Annotated in this window: 27 protein-coding genes and 1 riboswitch; of the genes, 2 read left to right on the plus strand and 25 right to left on the minus strand. The window is 36.3% G+C overall.

What is annotated here, in order from left to right; genetic code table 11:
* Window positions 1-169: 169 nt before the first annotated feature.
* The 12 genes from metQ (EGX95_RS23680) to EGX95_RS23745 form a co-directional block, all read right to left on the minus strand.
* Window positions 170-976, minus strand: a complete 807-nt coding sequence (gene metQ, locus EGX95_RS23680) for a methionine ABC transporter substrate-binding lipoprotein MetQ (RefSeq protein WP_000722401.1) — start codon at window positions 974-976, stop codon at window positions 170-172.
* A 72-nt stretch (window positions 977-1,048) separates the two neighbouring features.
* Window positions 1,049-1,861, minus strand: coding sequence for a methionine ABC transporter substrate-binding lipoprotein MetQ (gene metQ / locus EGX95_RS23685; protein ID WP_000735091.1), 813 nt, complete (start codon window positions 1,859-1,861; stop codon window positions 1,049-1,051).
* Between the two features lie 23 nt (window positions 1,862-1,884).
* Window positions 1,885-2,550, minus strand: coding sequence for a methionine ABC transporter permease (locus EGX95_RS23690; protein WP_000359556.1), 666 nt, complete (start codon window positions 2,548-2,550; stop codon window positions 1,885-1,887).
* Window positions 2,543-3,568 carry a methionine ABC transporter ATP-binding protein gene (locus EGX95_RS23695; RefSeq protein WP_000601758.1) on the minus strand — a complete coding sequence of 342 codons (1,026 nt, stop codon included), beginning with the start codon at window positions 3,566-3,568 and terminating at the stop codon, window positions 2,543-2,545. Before EGX95_RS23695 ends, EGX95_RS23690 begins: the two co-directional genes overlap by 8 nt.
* Before the next feature lie 299 nt (window positions 3,569-3,867).
* Window positions 3,868-3,975, minus strand: a riboswitch (SAM riboswitch).
* 125 nt (window positions 3,976-4,100) lie between these two features.
* Complete coding sequence (locus EGX95_RS23705; RefSeq protein WP_000424933.1) at window positions 4,101-4,445, minus strand: hypothetical protein; 345 nt, start codon at window positions 4,443-4,445, stop codon at window positions 4,101-4,103.
* A gap of 152 nt (window positions 4,446-4,597) precedes the next feature.
* Entirely contained in the window at window positions 4,598-4,906 is a 309-nt protein-coding gene (locus tag EGX95_RS23710) for a thioredoxin family protein (RefSeq protein ID WP_001998544.1), read from the minus strand.
* Between the two features lie 3 nt (window positions 4,907-4,909).
* A complete protein-coding gene (locus EGX95_RS23715) occupies window positions 4,910-5,254 on the minus strand; it encodes a toprim domain-containing protein (protein ID WP_000640869.1) in 345 nt (114 codons plus the stop codon).
* A 499-nt stretch (window positions 5,255-5,753) separates the two neighbouring features.
* Window positions 5,754-6,137 (minus strand): glycine cleavage system protein GcvH, encoded by a 384-nt coding sequence (gcvH, locus tag EGX95_RS23720; protein ID WP_000026900.1) that lies wholly within the window; start codon window positions 6,135-6,137, stop codon window positions 5,754-5,756.
* 41 nt (window positions 6,138-6,178) lie between these two features.
* Entirely contained in the window at window positions 6,179-6,544 is a 366-nt protein-coding gene (locus tag EGX95_RS23725) for an arsenate reductase family protein (protein ID WP_000218967.1), read from the minus strand.
* A 728-nt stretch (window positions 6,545-7,272) separates the two neighbouring features.
* Window positions 7,273-7,644, minus strand: a complete 372-nt coding sequence (locus tag EGX95_RS23730; RefSeq protein ID WP_001224771.1) for a hypothetical protein — start codon at window positions 7,642-7,644, stop codon at window positions 7,273-7,275.
* Between the two features lie 117 nt (window positions 7,645-7,761).
* Window positions 7,762-8,025, minus strand: coding sequence for a DUF3937 family protein (locus EGX95_RS23735; protein WP_012644684.1), 264 nt, complete (start codon window positions 8,023-8,025; stop codon window positions 7,762-7,764).
* Between the two features lie 232 nt (window positions 8,026-8,257).
* Window positions 8,258-8,785 (minus strand): hypothetical protein, encoded by a 528-nt coding sequence (locus EGX95_RS23745; protein ID WP_000826889.1) that lies wholly within the window; start codon window positions 8,783-8,785, stop codon window positions 8,258-8,260.
* A 143-nt stretch (window positions 8,786-8,928) separates the two neighbouring features.
* Between EGX95_RS23745 and EGX95_RS23750 the strand changes: the two genes are divergently transcribed.
* Complete coding sequence (locus EGX95_RS23750; RefSeq protein ID WP_000713747.1) at window positions 8,929-9,576, plus strand: phosphatase PAP2 family protein; 648 nt, start codon at window positions 8,929-8,931, stop codon at window positions 9,574-9,576.
* A gap of 56 nt (window positions 9,577-9,632) precedes the next feature.
* Here EGX95_RS23750 and EGX95_RS23755 read toward each other — a convergent pair whose 3' ends face one another.
* From EGX95_RS23755 to EGX95_RS23775, 5 genes are all read right to left on the minus strand, one after another.
* Window positions 9,633-10,646, minus strand: a complete 1,014-nt coding sequence (locus EGX95_RS23755) for a PTS sugar transporter subunit IIC (RefSeq protein ID WP_000666170.1) — start codon at window positions 10,644-10,646, stop codon at window positions 9,633-9,635.
* A gap of 22 nt (window positions 10,647-10,668) precedes the next feature.
* Window positions 10,669-11,619 (minus strand): L-lactate dehydrogenase, encoded by a 951-nt coding sequence (locus tag EGX95_RS23760; RefSeq protein ID WP_000820657.1) that lies wholly within the window; start codon window positions 11,617-11,619, stop codon window positions 10,669-10,671.
* A 245-nt stretch (window positions 11,620-11,864) separates the two neighbouring features.
* Window positions 11,865-12,113 (minus strand): spore coat protein, encoded by a 249-nt coding sequence (locus EGX95_RS23765; RefSeq protein ID WP_001002987.1) that lies wholly within the window; start codon window positions 12,111-12,113, stop codon window positions 11,865-11,867.
* Between the two features lie 13 nt (window positions 12,114-12,126).
* Window positions 12,127-12,312 carry a hypothetical protein gene (locus EGX95_RS23770; protein WP_001180555.1) on the minus strand — a complete coding sequence of 62 codons (186 nt, stop codon included), beginning with the start codon at window positions 12,310-12,312 and terminating at the stop codon, window positions 12,127-12,129.
* A 146-nt stretch (window positions 12,313-12,458) separates the two neighbouring features.
* Window positions 12,459-13,172 carry a CPBP family intramembrane glutamic endopeptidase gene (locus tag EGX95_RS23775; protein WP_000005487.1) on the minus strand — a complete coding sequence of 238 codons (714 nt, stop codon included), beginning with the start codon at window positions 13,170-13,172 and terminating at the stop codon, window positions 12,459-12,461.
* A 241-nt stretch (window positions 13,173-13,413) separates the two neighbouring features.
* On the opposite strand from EGX95_RS23775, the gene EGX95_RS30965 reads away from it, so the two are divergent.
* Window positions 13,414-13,542 carry a hypothetical protein gene (locus EGX95_RS30965; RefSeq protein WP_000848038.1) on the plus strand — a complete coding sequence of 43 codons (129 nt, stop codon included), beginning with the start codon at window positions 13,414-13,416 and terminating at the stop codon, window positions 13,540-13,542.
* A 49-nt stretch (window positions 13,543-13,591) separates the two neighbouring features.
* Here EGX95_RS30965 and EGX95_RS23780 read toward each other — a convergent pair whose 3' ends face one another.
* The 8 genes from EGX95_RS23780 to EGX95_RS23815 all read right to left on the minus strand — a co-directional run bounded on the left by EGX95_RS23780 (window position 13,592) and on the right by EGX95_RS23815 (window position 19,739).
* Window positions 13,592-13,879, minus strand: coding sequence for a DUF2178 domain-containing protein (locus EGX95_RS23780; RefSeq protein ID WP_000029292.1), 288 nt, complete (start codon window positions 13,877-13,879; stop codon window positions 13,592-13,594).
* Window positions 13,876-14,103 carry a helix-turn-helix transcriptional regulator gene (locus EGX95_RS23785; RefSeq protein ID WP_000813827.1) on the minus strand — a complete coding sequence of 76 codons (228 nt, stop codon included), beginning with the start codon at window positions 14,101-14,103 and terminating at the stop codon, window positions 13,876-13,878. The genes EGX95_RS23780 and EGX95_RS23785 overlap by 4 nt, the downstream gene beginning before the upstream one ends.
* A 181-nt stretch (window positions 14,104-14,284) precedes the next feature.
* Entirely contained in the window at window positions 14,285-14,851 is a 567-nt protein-coding gene (locus EGX95_RS23790; protein WP_000457312.1) for a hypothetical protein, read from the minus strand.
* A 98-nt stretch (window positions 14,852-14,949) separates the two neighbouring features.
* Window positions 14,950-15,507, minus strand: coding sequence for a TetR/AcrR family transcriptional regulator (locus EGX95_RS23795; protein ID WP_000074903.1), 558 nt, complete (start codon window positions 15,505-15,507; stop codon window positions 14,950-14,952).
* Window positions 15,508-15,510: 3 nt separating this feature from the next.
* The gene (locus tag EGX95_RS23800; protein WP_001242590.1) at window positions 15,511-16,233 is read right to left on the minus strand and encodes an MBL fold metallo-hydrolase; all 723 of its coding nucleotides are present in this window, start codon (window positions 16,231-16,233) and stop codon (window positions 15,511-15,513) included.
* 161 nt (window positions 16,234-16,394) lie between these two features.
* Window positions 16,395-18,179 carry an acyl-CoA dehydrogenase family protein gene (locus EGX95_RS23805; RefSeq protein ID WP_000416296.1) on the minus strand — a complete coding sequence of 595 codons (1,785 nt, stop codon included), beginning with the start codon at window positions 18,177-18,179 and terminating at the stop codon, window positions 16,395-16,397.
* 73 nt (window positions 18,180-18,252) lie between these two features.
* Window positions 18,253-18,435, minus strand: a complete 183-nt coding sequence (locus EGX95_RS23810; protein ID WP_002028756.1) for a hypothetical protein — start codon at window positions 18,433-18,435, stop codon at window positions 18,253-18,255.
* Window positions 18,436-18,566: 131 nt separating this feature from the next.
* A complete protein-coding gene (locus EGX95_RS23815; protein ID WP_001206325.1) occupies window positions 18,567-19,739 on the minus strand; it encodes an acetyl-CoA C-acetyltransferase in 1,173 nt (390 codons plus the stop codon).
* Between the last annotated feature and the right edge of the window lie 14 nt (window positions 19,740-19,753).

Genomic DNA, 19,753 nt, shown 5'->3' on the forward strand with positions numbered 1-19,753 from the left:
CTCATTCTAATTTTATATCAAATAAAATGATATCGCAAACGATGAAAAAAAGTAACAATTTTTTCACAAATGTATATAAGTATTTCACTTGCATCCTTATATGATACACCTTTCTTCTTATTTATATAAAGAAAAAAGGACTGGTAAATTTCCAGCCCTTTCCTTATATTTATTCACTTACCGGAAGTACAGCACCTTTATATTCTTTATTAATAAAATCTTGAATTTCTTTTGAATGCAGTACTTCTACTAGCTCCTTAATTTCTTTTTTCTTCTCGTCACCTTTACGAACTGCAATAATATTTGCATACGGAGAGTCTGATCCTTCAATCGCAATTGCGTCCTTTGTTGGATTTAGTTTTGCATCAATTGCATAGTTTGAATTAATAAATAAAGCATCTCCTTCATTATTTTCATATAACTTTGGTGAAAGCCCTGGCTCTACATCTGTTTTAAACTTTAAGTTTTTCGGATTTTCTACAACATCTTTTACTGTTGCTTTCACAACATCTACACCGTCTTTTAGTTTAATAACGCCGCCTTTTTGTAACAATGCTAGCATACGGCCACGCTCCGCTACGTTATTACTCATAATCACTGTCCCGCCATCTGGTAAGTCTTTTAAGCTTTTATATTTCTTCGAATAAATACCCATTGGCTCTAAATGAATTTTTCCCGCGTTTACAATTTTATATCCTTTTTCTTGGATTTCTTTATCTAAATAAGGAATGTGTTGGAAGTAGTTCGCATCAATTTCCTTATCCGCTAACGCTTTATTTGGCAACACATAATCTTGGAATTTTTTAATTTCTAATTTAATTCCCTTTTTCTCTAATATCGGCTGTGCCTTTTCTAAAATAACAGCGTGCGGTACGTTAGAAGCTCCCACAACAAGCTTATTCTCCTCTTTCCCTCCGCAAGCAGCTAATGTAAATACAGACAACGCTGTAACAACTGACAATAGAATCTTTTTCATATGATGTCCCCTTCTCCTGTATAATTATGTAGTTATAAAAAAGGCTGGCATACACCAGCCCTTTTACAGCAATTATTCTTTTACAGGAACAACTGCCCCTTTATATTCTTTATTAATGAAGTCTTCGATTTCTTTAGAATGTAATACTTCTACAAGAGCTTTAATCTCTTTCTTATCTTTATCGCCTTTACGAACAGCTACTACGTTTGCGTATGGTGAATCATTACTTTCAATTGCAATTGCATCTTTTTCTGGGTTTAACTTCGCATCAATTGCATAGTTTGAGTTAATTAGAACAGCGTCGCCTTCTTTATTGTTATACACTTGTGGTAATAAACCAGGCTCAATATCCGTTTTGAATTTTAAGTTTTTCGGATTATCCGCGATATCTTTTGGAGTTGCTTTAACTGGATCTACCCCATCTTTAATTTTTAAAATGCCTTCTTTTTGTAAAATTGCTAAACCACGTCCATGATCAGCAACTGAATTACTCATAATAATTGTTGCTCCGTTTGGAAGCTCTTTTAAGCTTTTATATTTTTGAGAGTATACACCAATTGGCTCTAAATGAATTTTTCCTGCTACTTCAAAATCATATTTTTTATCTTTAATTTCTTTTTCTAAATACGGAATGTGTTGGAAATAGTTTGCGTCTAAATCCTTATCTGCTAACGATTTATTTGGCAACACGTAATCTTGGAATTTTTTCACTTCTAATTCAATTCCTTTTTTCTCAAGTAACGGTTTTGCCTTTTCTAAAATTTCAGCGTGCGGTACGTTAGAAGCACCAACAACAAGTTTCTTTTCATCTTTATCTTTGCCGCCACAAGCAGCTAACCCAAAAATAGAAGTTGAAATAAGTGCTGTAAGTAATAACTTTTTCATTTGAAACATCCTCCCGTTTTTTATTATCGTTTATCTATTCGAGTCGTTACACGATCACCAATCCATTGAATGAAAAATACAACTAGTAATACACAAATTGTCGCAACGATTGTTACGTCGTTATTTCCTCGTTGGAATCCTTCTAAATAAGCAAGTGTTCCAAGGCCACCAGCACCAACAACTCCCGCCATTGCTGTATAGCCTACTAAAGCAATTGTCGTAACCGTAATACCAGATACTAATGCTGGTAACGATTCTGGAATTAACACCTTCAAAATAATTGTGCTTGTTTTTGCTCCCATCGCTTTTGAAGCTTCAATTACACCTTTATCAATTTCACGAAGGGCGATTTCAACCATTCTCGCGTAAAACGGTGCCGCTCCAATAATTAAAGCTGGAAGTGCTGCACTCGCTCCAAGAATTGTTCCAAGCAGAATCTTTGTGAATGGGATTAATAAAATGATTAAAATAATGAACGGTATCGAGCGGAAAATGTTTACGAACGCTCCAATCGCCGTGTTAACCGCTTTGTTTTCCCATAAATTATCTTTCGCTGTCATAAAGAGTAACAATCCTAAAATGAGTCCTAAAACAAATGTGGCAAGAGCTGCGATTGCCGTCATATATAACGTTTCACCCGTTGCTTCTAACATTTGATTCCAATCAACATTTGTGAGTAATTTATCCATGTGCAATCACCTCCAGCTCTACTTGATCTTGATGTATTCCCTCTATTGCTTGCTGAATCGCTGTTTCCTCACCATTTAAATGAACAACTAAACTACCGTAAGAGCCGTTATTCGTTTGTGCAATATTTCCTTGCAAAATGCTAACTTCTATATCACTGCGCTGCATTAACCTTTGAAGTACTGGTCTTTCTACCGCTTCACCGATAAACTGCAAACGAATTACTTTTCCATCTGGATATTTTTCAATTAAACTTTCAATCGTTTCATTTGTATCTTCAGAATCCGTTAACTGCTGTACAAATCGTTTCGTAATGTCTTGCTGTGGATTACGGAATACATCAAGTACTGGACCTGTTTCTACAATCTTCCCTTTCTCCATTACCGCAACACGATTACAAATCTTTCGAATTACGTGCATCTCATGTGTAATAAGTACAATTGTTAAGCCGAGACGCTTATTAATATCTAATAGTAAATCTAAAATTTGATCTGTCGTTTCTGGATCAAGAGCTGACGTCGCTTCATCACATAAAAGTACTTGTGGGTTGTTAGCTAATGCTCTTGCAATCCCAACGCGTTGCTTTTGCCCTCCGCTCAGCTGAGATGGATACGCGTCTCCTCTTCCTTCTAATCCAACAAGATGAATTAGCTCATCAACGCGTTTTCTTCTCTTCGCCTTATCAACACCTGCAATTTCAAGTGGGAACTCGATATTTTCACGTACAGTTCGTGACCAAAGTAAGTTGAAGTGCTGAAAAATCATTCCGATTTCTTGCCTTGCCTTACGAAGTTCGCTTCCTGTAATTGCTGAAATGACACGATTTGCAATTGTAATTTGGCCAGAAGTTGGTTTCTCCAACTGATTGAACAATCTAATTAAAGAACTTTTTCCAGCGCCACTATATCCGATAACACCAAATATTTCACCTTTATCTATTTTTAAATTGGCATTATCTACAGCAGTGACATCACCGCTTTTTGCTTTATATATTTTCTTTACATTCTCTAATAGAATCATGGTGTATCACCCCTTTTTTTAATAAAAAGCGTAAGCGGCTCGCTTAGAACAAGAGGGCGCCCAAATCCCAGACGTAGAGGCGCTTTTTGCCTCATAGGAAGGGATGAAACGACCGACTGTTCTAGCCGCTGGAGCTAGATTTTTGGTCGACTCCGCAATTTTTTATTTTTGATGCGTGTAGTCCACCGTTCTCATTACTTTTATTATTTGAATGTCCTCCACATTCAAACAACAAAAAAACCTTTCCGCTTTAGAGAAGCAGAAAGGTTTATATGCGTATATAACAACATTATCCCTCTCTCTCATCTCTCAAAGCATTTGCTTTGCAGGAATTGGCACCATTTCAACATAAGTTGACGGTTGCCGGGCTTCACAGGGCACAGTCCCTCCACCTCTCTTGATAAGAGAAATCAGATTACATTTTCGTCTGATTTGTAATTTATGAAATTGTCTATATTTTATGAATTGAATTGTATCAATATCCACACACCATGTCAACAGAAATTTTTGTAAAAAACGAAACTTCAGAATTTTAAGCGCCCACTGACATCGGTTTACATATATGAAACATCGATTCAATTAATAACATCGTTCGATACGTTCCCGAATATTGTATACGTCCATCGTTCATTAACGTTTGCAATCGTACATTGCCATTCACCAATTGTTTTACATCTTCTTCATCTACACAAACGATTTGCTCCGTTCCTCTTTCTTCTTTCAACAGTTCTATATAATCTCTTGAAATTTGTAACGAACAACTTTCATCTCCAAAGCGGAAATTAACAGTTTTTTCTCCTTGTCTTAAAAGCGGCTCTAAATGATATTGACCATTAGCGTAATTTACAAATGATTGAAGCAAAGAATATAATTCCACTCTAAATCACATCCTTCATATCACTTTCTATTACATACCATTCCCTCTCACTAAAGAGCAATCCTGTTACTTTCGCTCGACAAATACTGTAACCACCCTGCATCTCGACATATTTCCCAAGAAATATGTCGAGGCGGCAAAAACTTTGCCGCCTACTTTAATTCCGTATATAAATATTCAACCGAATGAAATGCATATATCTTCTTCATGAGTGTCCCATTTTCAAAAACAAGTAAACAAGGTACACTTTCAATTCCATACTCTTTCGCGAAATGCGGAGCATAATTTAAATCTAACATTCCAATTTTGAGGTCTTCAATTGTCATCTCAACGACTGTTAACATCTTTTTTGCTAATTGACATGTTCCACACATTGGAGTATATACATATAACACTGTTTTTTCTTCATTCTCTATTAAGGCTGTAGCTTCGGCTCCTGTCCAGTCAATCACTTCTATCATTCCTTACCGTAAATATTCTGTATAAACGTCAATGTCAGCTCCCCATAATACATTTGCTAAGTGTGAAGATGGCGCTGTTGCCACTTCCCGGTACGAGCGATCAATATAAATATGCTCTGCTTGCGGAAATTCTTTTCGAAACTGTTTCCTTAACTTTTCTCCAGCATCATCAGCATCCACTAGCACATACACTTCCTTATCAAAAAACTGATCAACGAGCTCATCCATTTTCGACAAACCAATTGTACCATTTGTACAAACAATTTCCACCGGTTCACGAATAATAGATTCAATCTTTCTTCTATCTGATGTACCTTCTACAATAATGACTTTTTCTACATAAATCATATGTCATCACCCGATCACCATATACTATACAACCTTTAACTTAGTATATAGTATATTCGTTATTTTCATGTTGTTTCCTGTTTATTTTTGCAAAAGAAAAGCGGAACCGACTGCTTAGCCCTGTTGGCTAAGGTTCTTTCGCACAGAAGACGCTTTTTGTCTTCTCGTGCGGAAGGTTCTTAGACATGAAGGGCTAGGAGGTGGAGCTAGACAATGAAAAGCGCAAGCGGCTCGTTCAGATTGTGAGGGGGATGGAGCTTCTGACGTAAAGGCGATTTTTGCCTTGCAGGAAGAAGCGAAGCCACCGAACAATCTAGCTGCTGGAGCTGGATCATAATGAAAAGCGCAAGCGGCTCGTTCAGATTACAAAGCCCCATGAAACCTTATCGAAAAACATTCATTCCTATAATAGCTTATTCATTTGCGCTCGTTTTTAAATGCATTATGTAACACAAAATAAAAAAGGACAGCACAAAGGCTGTCCTTCAGTCGACTATAATTAGTCTTGGTTTGTCATTTCTGCATATTTTTCAGCAGTTAATAACTTCTCAACTTGGCTTGCATCAGAAAGTTCAACTTTAACCATCCATGCACCCTCGTATGGAGATTCGTTAACAAGTTCTGGTTGGTCACTTAATTCTTCGTTTACTGCTACAACTTTACCGCTTACAGGTGCGTATAATTCAGAAACTGTTTTAACAGATTCTACGCTTCCGAATGGCTCGTCAGCTTCGATTGTTGCACCTACTTCTGGAAGTTCAACGAATACGATATCGCCTAGCTCACTTTGTGCAAAGTGAGTAATACCGATAACAACTTCATTACCTTCAGTTTTTACCCATTCGTGTTCTTCAGAGTAACGTAAATTATTTGGAATGCTCATGACTGTACCTCCAGTGAATGTATTAATTATGTAAAAATACCTTATTGGTACTTTTTCCACACACTTTCAAACTGCTCTTCGTTAAAACCAAGTGTTACCTTCGTTCCATCTGTTACAATTGGACGTTTAATCAACATGCCATCAGATGCTAAAAGCTCGTACATTTCGTCTTCACTTGCATCTTTTAACTTATCTTTCAGACCAAGTTCACGGTAACGCATTCCACTTGTATTAAAGAATTTTTTTAATGGTAATTCACTTTTTTCATGTAAATTACGTAAATCTTCTTTTGATGGTGGATTTTCAACAATATGAATCATCTCATATGCTACATCGTTTGCCTCAAACCATTTCTTTGCTTTTTGACATGTGCCACACTTTGGATATGAATAAAATGTTACTGTCATAAATTCACCTACTTTTTTACTAACCTTTACCTTTATCATATAGAAAACGTTTTATTATTTCAAACGATTATTCGCTAAACTTTTACTTATTTCGTGATAATTTTTAATAATCCTGCAAATTTTTCTTATTTTTCCGCCATTTGTTAAGAAAAAATAAATATATAAATTTTTTAGATCCTTTCCCAATTCCTCGCCGAACATATATCTTAAACAAACGTTTGATTAAATTCCTATTTTCCCTTGTTTACCCTTGAGCTACATCAGTCTCTTCCTACCGAACATACATCTTAAACAAACGTTTGATTAAATTCTTATTTTCTCTTGTTCACCCCTTAGCTACATCAGTTTCTTCCTACCGAACATACATCTTAAACAAACGTTTATTTAACCAGTTCAGCCTATAGTCACAAAACCCGGAAACACTTTACATGACAAAGGCGTACAGATGAAAGGAACTAACGATTTTGACCGTAGTAGTGAGCCCATAAAAAAGTTATTAAGCCTATCATCAATAAAGCAAAAGTAACTGCTCCTGAGAATATGAAATTCAAATTACTGACTGTGCCCTTGCTTAGAAACAGGGTACTTCTTTTTTATCATCAATCTAAAGATAAACGTATCCTTCATTAAAGTAAAAATGTATAGTTCTCTACTTTTTCGTAATTTATTCAAAATCTTTGCGGAACCGCCACTAGCTCATTTACATCATTATCGTTAGCTAAGGTTAATTATATTTTTCTACGTACTACATAAAAAGCTAAGGAACCCATAATAATAGGTGCAACTAAACTAGAAGCATATGCACTAGTAATAGTAAAAAGAGAGAGTATAAATGTATAGATAAGAGCTAGTCCAATAAATACAGGAATTCCAAATCGAAACTTCCTACATTGTTTTATATTCCTGTAAAACACTTCTCCAATTAGACAAGCTACAAGATCTAATACACTACCAAATATGATGAGAATTACAATAAATCCAACTATGTTAGGTAAACCATTCTCGTTAGAATAACTAGGATCAGAAATATACGGTATTAAGAACCATATGATAGTAAAAGTAAGCAGGCTTGCAGCATAACTAATTAAAAATTTCCTCAACGTAATCATCCTCATAATTTTCTAATATTATCTTCATTGTATGACATAATGCCTTATTATTGATAGCAAGACTACCATCCACGAAATTGCTAATTGCATGAAATAAAAAAGACGCATTTAAATGGATGCGTCTTTTGGCGATGTTTCTTTTGTGAAATCATATAAAGCAATTGCGCCTAAAATAACCAATATACGTTCAGGGACATCTAACAAAATAGTTTTCCAAGTTTCTGATATTACCCATTTAATACCTGCCGCTGATTCAAGATATGCTTGAAAATAACCGATTGTAAAATCAATTACAAATAAACATACAAGTAATGTTAGACCGAATCGAATTAATTTCTTGTTTGTAAACATGTAACACCTCTCAAAATTCATTGGATATTTCTAAATTTAGTTCATTACATATAAAAATCTCTATATTTAATTTTAACATATAAAAATTCCAAATAAATACAATATGCATATTTGCATATTTCATGAATATTGAGGAATTACTGTTAATAAAAAAACCTACTAGTAACCTCATAACACTGGAATCATCTGGACCATTATATAACCAATTCCTAAATGCAAAATAAAGGAGAAACCTTGTTTACAGGCTTCTTCCTCATCTATTCAAATAATCTGCAATTGTTTGAAATACGACGATATACATATTATGAATACTTTCTTCTGTATTTCCGCCATTAGATAAACCAACTGCCCATTGTTGTCCTTCACCACTTCCGATATCTGCAAACCCTTGCGTATACATCGCATTTACATCTTTTCGGGCACTGTTATACTCTATCCCTTTTGTAATAAAAATCGAATATGATTTATCTTGTAAACCGATAAAAAATACTGGTTTCTTTAGTGATGAAAATACATTTTTGTATTGCTCTGTTGAGGCTTCTTGAAAGTGATCTTTCATTATTAGGAAACCATCTACTTCCTTAGATTTCTTTTCCAGTTCCTCTAACTTTATTTCCTCAAACTTTACATTCCTAAACGTATCTTTCGGTTTTTCTCCAACAACTCCAATTACGAGTGCTCTTCCGTTATATTCTAATTTCTCTCCTTCTTTATCCTTTGCACACCCAGCACTCGCTAGGCATATGAATATAAAAACTAAGAAATACGATAAACGCTTCATTTAGCACCCTCCCCTTCTTTTCAGTCAAGTGACAAAAACGTAAGGTTCATTCAAGAAAATGTAAGCAAAATCAATAGCTCAAATTACGTTTCTATATTATAATCAATTGAATTTACTTACATTACTAAACATAGGAGATTATTATGAAGAAATTTAAACTTTCATCTTTTCTTCCGTTAAGTTATATACTTCTACTCGTACTCGTAAGTCCCCTTTACGATGTATTAAATAAATCGGCTGTACACGCAGTAGATGTCACAACTGTAGTAGATGATTGGATTCCATTTGTGAAAGCATTTATTATTCCTTATTTACTTTGGTTTCCTTACTTATACGGCGCACTTATTTATTACTGCTTTGCAGATCGAAAACAATATTATGTCACTTTAAGTAGTATCATTCTTGGAAAACTTGCTTGTTTTTCCATTTATTATTTTTGGCAGACAACTGTACCACGTCCAACCGTTGTTGGATCAGACGTGTTTTCCGAACTAGTCCGCTATATTTATAGTATCGATCAACCGGTAAACTGTTTCCCAAGCATTCACGTTCTGACTACCTTTATCATTATGCTAGCTGCCTTTAAACGTAGAGAACAACATGCTTTTGAATATTACATCCTTACCTTCTTCGGTACGCTTATTATTTTATCAACGCTATTTACGAAGCAACATGCATTTGTAGACGCCATTTCTGGAATGACGCTTGCAAGTATACTCTACTTCGGCGTTCAGCTTTTATTAGCAAAAGAAACCGTACGTGTTCCAGTAAAACAAAATCATAAAATGTAAAAAGCAGACTGTGGCTTCTCAGTCTGCTTTTCTCTATATAAAAGGAGATTTTTAAGTTAAGATTGCGGTACAGTCATATCACCAGAGTGAATACGACCTGCTTTTTTAAGAGCAATGTAAAGTATATAAGAAACAGCTACTGGAATGACGATATAAGTGATTACCATCGCTGGGACAACTTCCCATCCTTCGCTGGAAATTAAATTAATTGGTGCGATAAGAGAACTTAATCCAAGACCTGCAATTTCTTTTCCTGCTTCCAGTTGGAAAATTAATGCGGATACTGGACCAACTATCGCACTGGCGACGACAGTTGGGACGAGAATCATTGGATTTTTAGTGATATTTGGCAACTGTACTTTCGGAGTACAAAGAGCTTGAGCTAATATGCCACCTAAATTATTTTCTTTCGCAGAGATGACAGAGAATCCGATAAACTGAGCAACGCAGCCTGCAAGAGCAGCACCACCTGCAACACCGTCTAAGCTAAGTGCGATCGCTAACGCAGCTGATGAAGCTGGAGAGATAAGTAATAATCCCCAAACGACTGCAATGACGATAGAAGCGATGAACGGGCTACCAGCTGAACTATCTTTAATGAATGCTCCAACTGCATTTAAAACAGGAGTAATATTATGAGATAACCAAATGCCGACTAAACCAGAACCTAATATTGCCGCAAATGGAACGAGCATCATATCTAACGCAGTTTTTCCACTTAAACGTTTACCAATATATACAGCTAAAGTCGCTGTTAATAATGCACCGATTGGCTCACCTGTTTTAATAATTAGACCTGCTTCAGTAATTGAAATGGATCCGGCACCAATTGCTCCAGCTACCATAGCTGAGAAGATTACAAGTCCATTTGCACCGAGCATAAAAGCAATTCCAGCACCAATGGCTGGTGCCATAAGTGATTTTGCAACAACTCCGATTGTAATAAGCAACGGAATATCAACAATTCTTCCTATATTTTCGATTAGTAAACCAATTCCAAGGGATACGAAAATACCTTGTGCGATTCCAGCTGATGCTTTAAATACACGAGACATTATATATTCCTTCATTTGTTTCACCTTCTTCTATAAGTTAGTAACCAATTGTTTTCATATAATCACGTAAAATGTCGTTTGATTTTGCGAATCGAGATTCTTCATCCTCTGTTAAATTTAGTTCTACAATTTCTCTTATACCATCTCTAGTAATAATAGCTGGCACTCCTGTACAAATATCATATTCACCATACTCACCATCTAAAATAGCTGATACAGCAATGACACGATGATCATCGTTAAAGATTGAGTTTGCAATATATGCTAGAGAGTTTCCGATTCCGTAATAAGTAGTACCTTTTCGTTTATAAATTTCCCATCCGGCTTTTGCAGTCTTCTCAACGATTTCATCTAAATCTATTTCACCAAATCGTTCTTTTTGTTCTTCTAAAATTTGCAGAATTGGTTTTCCACCAACAGTTACGTGTGACCAAGCAACCATTTGAGAATCACCATGTTCCCCTAATGAATACCCGTGAATACTGCGAGGATCTACATGTAACATTTCAGATAAAATTGTTCTTAAGCGAGAAGAATCTAGTGATGTACCAGTACCGATTACACGATTTCTAGGTAATCCAGATAATTTCCAAACTTGATATGTAATAATATCAACTGGGTTCGATGCAAGTAAGAAAATACCATCAAATCCACTTTCCATTACGCCGCCAACAACACTTTCCATAATCTTTGCGCTTGCTCCTAAAGTATCTAAGCGACTTTGCCCTGGTTTTGGCGCTGGTCCTGCTGTAATAATAACAATGTCCATATCTTTGCAGTCTTCATAACTTCCTGCATATACTTTTGTTCTTGTATTTGTAAAGTTAATGCAGTGTGATAAATCCATTGCTTCCCCAACTGCACGTTCATGATTTATATCAATTAATAATAGCTCTTCGCAAATGCCTTGATTGACAATGGAATATGCACAACTTGATCCAACTAATCCAGTACCGATAATTGCAATTTTTCTTGTATGTCTTTTCATAGCCATCTCTCCTAATTGATCATATAATCTATTTCTTTTGTTCCTTACACTCCTAATTATAGAGGTTCCCACGATAGAAACCATGGATACTTTGTGAAATATTGAGCAAAGTTTTTGTCCTTTTTGTGAATTGTTATATTCCATTTTCGTCATATTTGTTACAACTGGAAAAATATTTATTATGTATTTATTGACATATACAAAAAGAAAACGAGCGAATAGATTCGCTCGTTTTCTTTTCCCTGTTATTCCGCACTTAATTGGCTTTTTAATTGTTGTACAATCATCGGATTTGCAGGTGCTGCCGGCTTGTAATAACTCTTTTGCTTTGCGTACTCATACATATTACGTTGGCGCATTTCATCTTGATTACGAATTTGAATTAACGTTTGGTGTAACTGTTCATTATCAGACTGAGCAATATAATTTGCATAACTTGTTAAACTTGCATTTAATCCTGCTAAATAATCATTTACCATATCTTTTTCATTCATGTTCTGCTTCCTCCTATCCTAGAAAAGTCATTAATTGTTGCTTCGTATTTCGTGCATCTTGCGCATCTTTTTGTAGCATTTGTTTCAGTTGTGGATCTGTACACGTCTGTGCATACTGCTCCAACTTGTTAATAATTGTTGCGTGTCCACCAATTAAATGACGTAAGTTTTCTACTTCAAGCTCTGTTAAATTTTGCATGGAATACTCCTACCTTTCTTTATTCATTCACTGTTAGTATTTAGCTATTTTTTGATTGTATACATGAATTAACTTTTTCACGTGCATACAAAATAAAAGATGAATAGCTAAGCCATTCATCTTTTATACTGGTTATGTATTCATTTTTATAGAGATACGATCATACTTAAACTCACAAGTAAGTTCCATACAATGTGTAAAATAATACTAGGTATAATAGATTGCGTCTTTTTGTATAACATTGCAAATACCATTCCCATAATCGTTGCCGTAATGAGAAGACCTCCATGAAGAATTCCAAAAATGAAGGAAGAAATAATGATACTAACTAAAAAATTATATTTCTTTTCTAAAAATCGATATAAAATACCTCGAAATAGAATTTCTTCTTTAACCGGCGTAATGATAGCAATACTTAACACATATATAATACTTTGTATGCTATTTTGAAGTCCTAAACCTCCTAATTGTTCCTTTTGTTCTGCTGCACTTTCAAAACTAAACACATGTAACATTAAATATTGTGATAACGCAATGAAAATAAAACCAATGAATAGATATAAATATGTCTTCCCACTCTTCAAAACGGATATATCCCAAATAGATTTAATAAAATGAAAAACCGGTTTATAAGCTAATAAAACGATAGCAACAACAGATGCATCGAATAAGAGCAAATAATATCCTTCTAATTTAGTACTTAATGCTTCTTCTCCATAAATCCCAAAGGCTAAACCAAGGAATAATCCTCCTAGGAGTGAAATCCCTATAATCATTGCTATCATTACAAATAGATTTTTATATGTTATATTCTCTATTTTTCTTTCCACACTATACGATTCTAACACTGTTTCACTCACAGTATCCCTCCAGTTATTCTCATTTATCTCATTAAAATCCTTTAATTTAAATATAAAGATAATATAACAAATTTTACTAAAAGAATAATATGCAATTTTACATATTATAAAAACTTTATATTTTATAGTTTTAAGAATAGAATTGCTATGCAATAATTATTGTATGAAATTTCAAAAAACAATTCCTATCCACCATAACCCTCGCATCATATAAAACTTATTAGTTAAAGGAGCAATAAACATGAAAACACATGACTTCCTTACAGAAATCCAGAAGGGCTCTGAGCCTAGTCCATATCAAGATCCTATCGTATTCAGTTTCGTTTGCTTTTTCTTAGCAATATATACATTTTTCAAACCTGCAAAATAATATCATTTAACAAGAAAAAGCCTCTAAACCACTAGAGGCTCTTTCTCATCTAATATCTTCTTTTCAAAACTACAATAGTTAGAGCATACGAACAAAGCACTCCAGCTAATAAACATGCATTTGCTAATTTATACTGTTCGCCTGTTAACGAATATAGATTCCCTATTAAAAAGATAACTAAATATAGAAGTAAAAATACAAATAATGAAATTTTAGCGGCATTTCCTGTAATATGCTCGCCTCTTTCATCTTCCCCCTCATTCTTCTGAAAACGTGTGGAATATAAAACACCTATTAGTCCCGCTACTGAGATTATGATCCCTATTACAATGCTCATTCCATTTCCCCCTCTATTTTATATTGAAAAACTTCATGAAACTCCTTACCTAAAATATGTGCAATTTCAAAAGCTAAAATTAAAGATGGATTGTAACGATTCGCTTCAATTGAGGCGATCGTTTGTCTACTTACCCCTGCTTTGTTCGCTAAATCAGTTTGTGACCAGCGTTTTTCTGCTCTAAGTACAACGAGATTGTTTTGTAAAATTCCACTCTGTTTCATAACCTCTCCTTTTTACAATATTTTCTATATTTTGATTGTAATTTATTTTTAACATGATGTAAACTATTTTTAACATCAATAAAATGAAACTTTAATCCATTCCCCCCCACCTACCATTCTTTTCGAATCATATGCACTAAAAAACCTTAGAAGCGCTTCTAAGGTTTCCGACTATCCATATTCAAGACACCATACTGATAAGTAACGAAAGAATTAATAATACAACTACCAATCCGCCAGTTAATCGTGCTATAAACTTCTTTTGTGCGCCCGCACTTGAAACAATAAAACGGCAGTATAATATACTACCTACCGCAATAAGAATACATTCCAATATGATACTAATAGCCGGAAATCTCCACAATCCAAAACCAAGCATAGGTAAGTCTCCGTAATTCCCTGGAAGTAACGGCAAATCAGCACGATGCACAAGTAAATCAAGAATCCAATGACTAAAAGCTACAGCACCAACAACAAAACCACTCCGCTTGCCCCAAAATCTCTTCCCCACTATTCCCGCAACAAAAGCAATAAACAGTGCTCCTATTAAAGAGTGTGTGTAATCCGCATGAATGATTGCTTCACCATAACTATTCCTATTAATAGGTTCAATTGTTTCTACCCCTAAAATGTAAAGCGGCAAAAAAATGACATCCAATAATTGTGTGCTTACCATAAGAGCCCAAATTGGTAGTTTAGGTGACTTGGCTTTTACTACTGCTGCTAAGCCAAAATGTCCTGCAAACATTTCACTTCACATCCTTTTGTCATTGTGCCTCCAGCAAACCGCATCCTACTATACAAAAAGCATGATCAGCAACACATTCATGTTGTCTCGCTTCTTATTCACTCTTTCATTCCATGTAATCCTTTAATAAACGTTTCCAATAATACATGTAAACTCGTATCCAGATCTAACGGCAAACCAAATCCACCCTGCTGTTCAATCGACGCAAATCCGTGACAAATGCTTCTAAATCCGCGTGTCGCATGAAGTGCATTCTCTCCTTCTAAGCCGTACTGTCGTAAAACTTGAAGACAAAGCTTTACAATCCCGTCACCTGCTTTTCTTACTTCTTCATCTCGTAAAAAGGTTGCTTCATACAGTCCAGGATGTTTACGTACGAATGCTACATACGCTTCTCCTAAAGCATGAATTGCTTCATCCATATGTTTATCCTCGGCCGCTTCTTCCAGCTTGTTATGCAGCTGTCGTATTCCGTAAATACCAAGATGTTTCCGTACATCTTGTAACCCTTTTACATGATTATATAGTGAGGGAGAACGTATCCCTAACCTTTGCGCTAATGAAGCTAACGTTACTTCTTGTATTCCATTTGCATCTGCAATTTCTGCTGCTGTTTCTACAATTTTCAGTAATGTAAGTCCGATTCTTGGTGACATAAATTAACCCTCTTTCCTACTTTCTATATTCCGCTTCGCTTCTTTAATAGCAAGCTCTATGAAAGCCACTGGATCGTTTATCATTTTTCCATGCCCTGCCGCAAGCAAGGAAGGCTCATATTCTCTTAACTTCTCTGCACTTTGTAATGATATGTCTTTGCTCCACGTTGCCATCGCCGGAAACGGAAACCAAAATTTCATTTGTCCTGAAACAGCCATACCTCCTCTTGTTTGGAATGCATCCCCGACAATGAGAGCTTTATTTCTTACATCAAGAAACGACATAGAACCTGGCGTATGTCCCGGTGTCATAATCGCAAGAAGTGATCCAACTCGGTCGCCATCTTCTAATAAAACATTAGGTACCGTTTTTATCTTTTTAGGTACACCGCCTTTTATTGGCGTATTTGGTTCATCCTTTTGTAACGTCGTATCTCCTTCTAACAGCTTTGCGTCTCGCTTAGAAATATAGACTGGAACATGAGGAAGTACTTCCTTTAATGCGTCTAATGCACCGATGTGATCATCATGCGCATGTGTTAATACAATATTCGTAATTGGTTTTCCTATTTTCTCAGCCGCCTGTAAAATTCCTTTTGCGCTATATGGTAAAGCAGCATCAATTAAAGTTAAACCATCTTCTTCCTCCACAAAGTAACAATTCACAGGAAACACTCTTGGCAAAAATGACAATTGATATACCGTTTTTTCATGCATCATTCTCATATTCCCATCTCCCTCTTCACAAAAACTAATACCATTAGTTTTATTATACTAATGGTATTAGTTTTATTATACTAATGGTATTAGTTTTATGTCACTAAAAATTTCATTTTTTCAGAAAAAAGAACAGTAGCCGTATAAACGACTACTGTTCTTTAAAGGTATTAAACTGTGTAACGCTCATCTTCTAAAATTTTCGCAGCGATTTCACGTTTCTTCGGAATTACGTTAAGTGGTGTGTGGCGAGTTAATTTACGTAATGATGATAACATCATGCGTAGCATGTCGCCGTTTTCAACTGCGATAAGTGTTTCTTTCGCATGTGCTTCGATTTCGTTGAATGCTTCTTGGCAGAATACTTCAGTGTATAACACTTTTTGTTTATTCTTTTCAAGACCAGTTGTTTTAATTGCTTTTTCTGTACGAAGAACAGCTGACTCCATTGCGTATAAGTTGCTTACGATGTCAGCGATATTCACAAGAATTTCTTGCTCTTTATCTAATGCTTTACCGTATTTTTGAGCAGCTAATCCAGCTACCATTAAGCCGATTTTCTTCGCGTTATTTACTAAATATTTTTGAAGTGCTAATGGCTCATCGCCTACTTCTTCTGGCATCATCATCATTAACTCTTCTTGTAATTTTTGTGCTTTTTGAAGAAGTGGTAATTCACCTTTCATCGCTTTACGTAAGAACGTACCTGGTACGATTAGGCGGTTAATTTCGTTCGTCCCTTCAAAAATACGGTTAATACGAGAATCACGATACATTCTTTCAATCTCGTACTCTGCCATAAATCCGTAACCACCGTGAATTTGAACACCTTCATCTACTGTATAGTCTAACACTTCAGAACCGAATACTTTATTTAAAGAGCACTCGATTGCATATTCAGCGATAGAAGCTGCTACTGCTTTACCATCTTTTACTTCTTCTTCAGATAATGTGCTCATGCGGCTTTCGAATAAGCCTACTGTACGATATACAGAACTTTCAGCTGCATATGTTTTTGCTGCCATATTCGCAAGTTTCTCTTGAATTAATGGGAAGCGAGCAATTGGTTGTTTGAACTGTTGACGTTGGTTTGCATATTGTGCTGAAATTTCTACTGCACGTTTCGCCGATCCAACTGTACCAACACCTAATTTATAACGACCGATATTTAAAATGTTAAATGCGATAATATGCCCTTTACCGATTTCACCAAGTAAGTTTTCTTTCGGTACTAACGCATCTTCCAAAATTAACGTGCGAGTTGAAGAACATTTAATACCCATTTTCTTTTCTTCTGGGCTTGTAGATACGCCAGCGTAGTCTTTCTCTACGATAAATGCTGAGAAGTGCTCTCCATCGATTTTTGCATATACGATAAATACGTCAGCGAATGCAGAGTTTGTAATCCACTGTTTTTCACCGTTTAATACGTAATGTGTACCTTCTGCATTTAAACGTGCAGTTGTTTTTGCGCCTAATGCATCAGATCCTGAACCCGGCTCTGTTAATGCGTATGCAGCTAATTTTTCACCAGTTGCAAGTAATGGTAAATACTTTTTCTTTTGCTCTTCGTTACCGAATAACACGATTGGTAAAGATCCGATACCTACGTGAGCACCGTGAGTAATTGCAAAGCCACCTGCGCGAGAGAATTTCTCTGCGATTAACGCTGAGCTTACTTTATCAAGACCAATTCCGCCGTACTCTTCTGGTACGTCAGCGCCTAATAAACCAAGCTCCCCAGCTTCTTTTAAAAGACGAACAGAACGATCAAACTCATGTTGCTCTAAATATTCAAGCTCTGGAAGAACTTCATTTACGATAAAGTCCTCTGTCGTTTTTGCAATCATTTTATGCTCAGATGAAAAATCTTCTGGCGTAAACACTTGATCAATCGTAATCTCATCTACTAAAAAGCTACCGCCTTTAACCGCACTTCCTACTGTTTTTTCCATGAAAATTTCCTCCTTCATATTTTCATAAGCCGCTTCTCTCATTTTGAAAGAAGCTGGCTCTCCCGTTTATTTTTTATAAACCTTTGTTGCTTCCATTCTTTGCATTGGTGACGTCTCGTTCTGAACGAGCCGCTTCCACTTTTTTATATAATCCAGTTCCAGTGGCTAGAACAGTCGGTCGTTTCACCCCTTCCTGTGAGGCAAAAAGCGCCTCTTCGTCAGGGCTTCCAACGCCCTCCTGTTCTGAGCAAGCCACCTGCACTTTTTATCTAATCCAGTTCCAGCGGCTAGAATGTTCGGTGGCTTCGCTTCTTCCTGCGAGGCAAAGAGCGCCTCTACGTCTGAAGCTCCATCCCCCTCACATTCTGAGCAAGCCGCTTCCACTTTTTATAGTAATTCAAACACTCCCGCTGCTCCCATTCCGCCGCCGATACACATTGTTACGATACCGAATTGTTCGTTGCGGCGTTTCATTTCGTGAATAAGAGATAGTGTTAGTTTTGCTCCTGTACAGCCAAGTGGATGTCCAAGTGCGATTGCACCGCCATTTACGTTTACTTTTTCTTCATCTAAACCAAGTTCACGAATAACTTGGATCGATTGAGAAGCGAATGCTTCATTTAGTTCGAATAAGCCAATATCAGATAGCTCTAAGCCAGCTAGTTTTAACGCTTTTGGAATTGCAGCGATTGGGCCAATTCCCATTACTTCTGGTGGTACGCCAGCTACTGCAAATGAACGGAATTTCGCAAGTGGTTTCATGCCATCGCTCACTGCTTTTTCACGATCCATTAATAGTACAGATGCTGCGCCGTCACTCATTTGTGAAGAGTTACCAGCTGTTACAGAACCGCGAACGTTAAATGCTGGACGTAATTTACCTAAAATATCTAGCGTCGTTTCAGCTCTTACACCTTCGTCTTGCGTGAAAGTGATTGTTTCTTCTTGCAGTTTGTTATTTGCTCCAACAGTACGTAACGTTACATCTACAGGTACTGTTTCATCAGCAAAGTTCCCTGCAGCTAATGCTTTCGCAGCGCGTTGATGACTTCTTACTGCAAATGCATCTTGCTCTTCACGAGAAATTCCATATTTCACAGCAACTTGCTCTGCTGTATGTCCCATACCCATATAATATTCTGGAGCCGCTTCTACAAGGCGACTATTCGGACGAACGACGTGTCCCATCATCGGAACTAAACTCATTGATTCCGCTCCGCCTGATAATACCGCTTCCGAGTGACCAAGCATAATGCGCTCTGCTCCGTAAGCGATACTTTGTAAACCTGAAGAACAGTAACGGTTAATTGTAATAGCTGGAACATCGTAAGAAAGTCCTGCTAATCCGCCGATATTACGAGCCATATTTAAACCTTGCTCTGCTTCTGGCATCGCACAACCGAAAATTAAATCATCGATTGGTCCTTCATAATTCGCACGCTTTAACGTTTCCTTTACTACTAACGCCCCTAGATCGTCAGGACGAACTGTTTTTAATGAACCCCTCTTTGCTTTTCCAATTGGTGTTCTTGCTCCCGCAACAATGACAGCTTCTCTCATGAACGATATCTCCC

This window comes from Bacillus sp. FDAARGOS_527 (genome assembly GCF_003812125.1).
GTDB lineage: Bacteria > Bacillota > Bacilli > Bacillales > Bacillaceae_G > Bacillus_A > Bacillus_A paranthracis.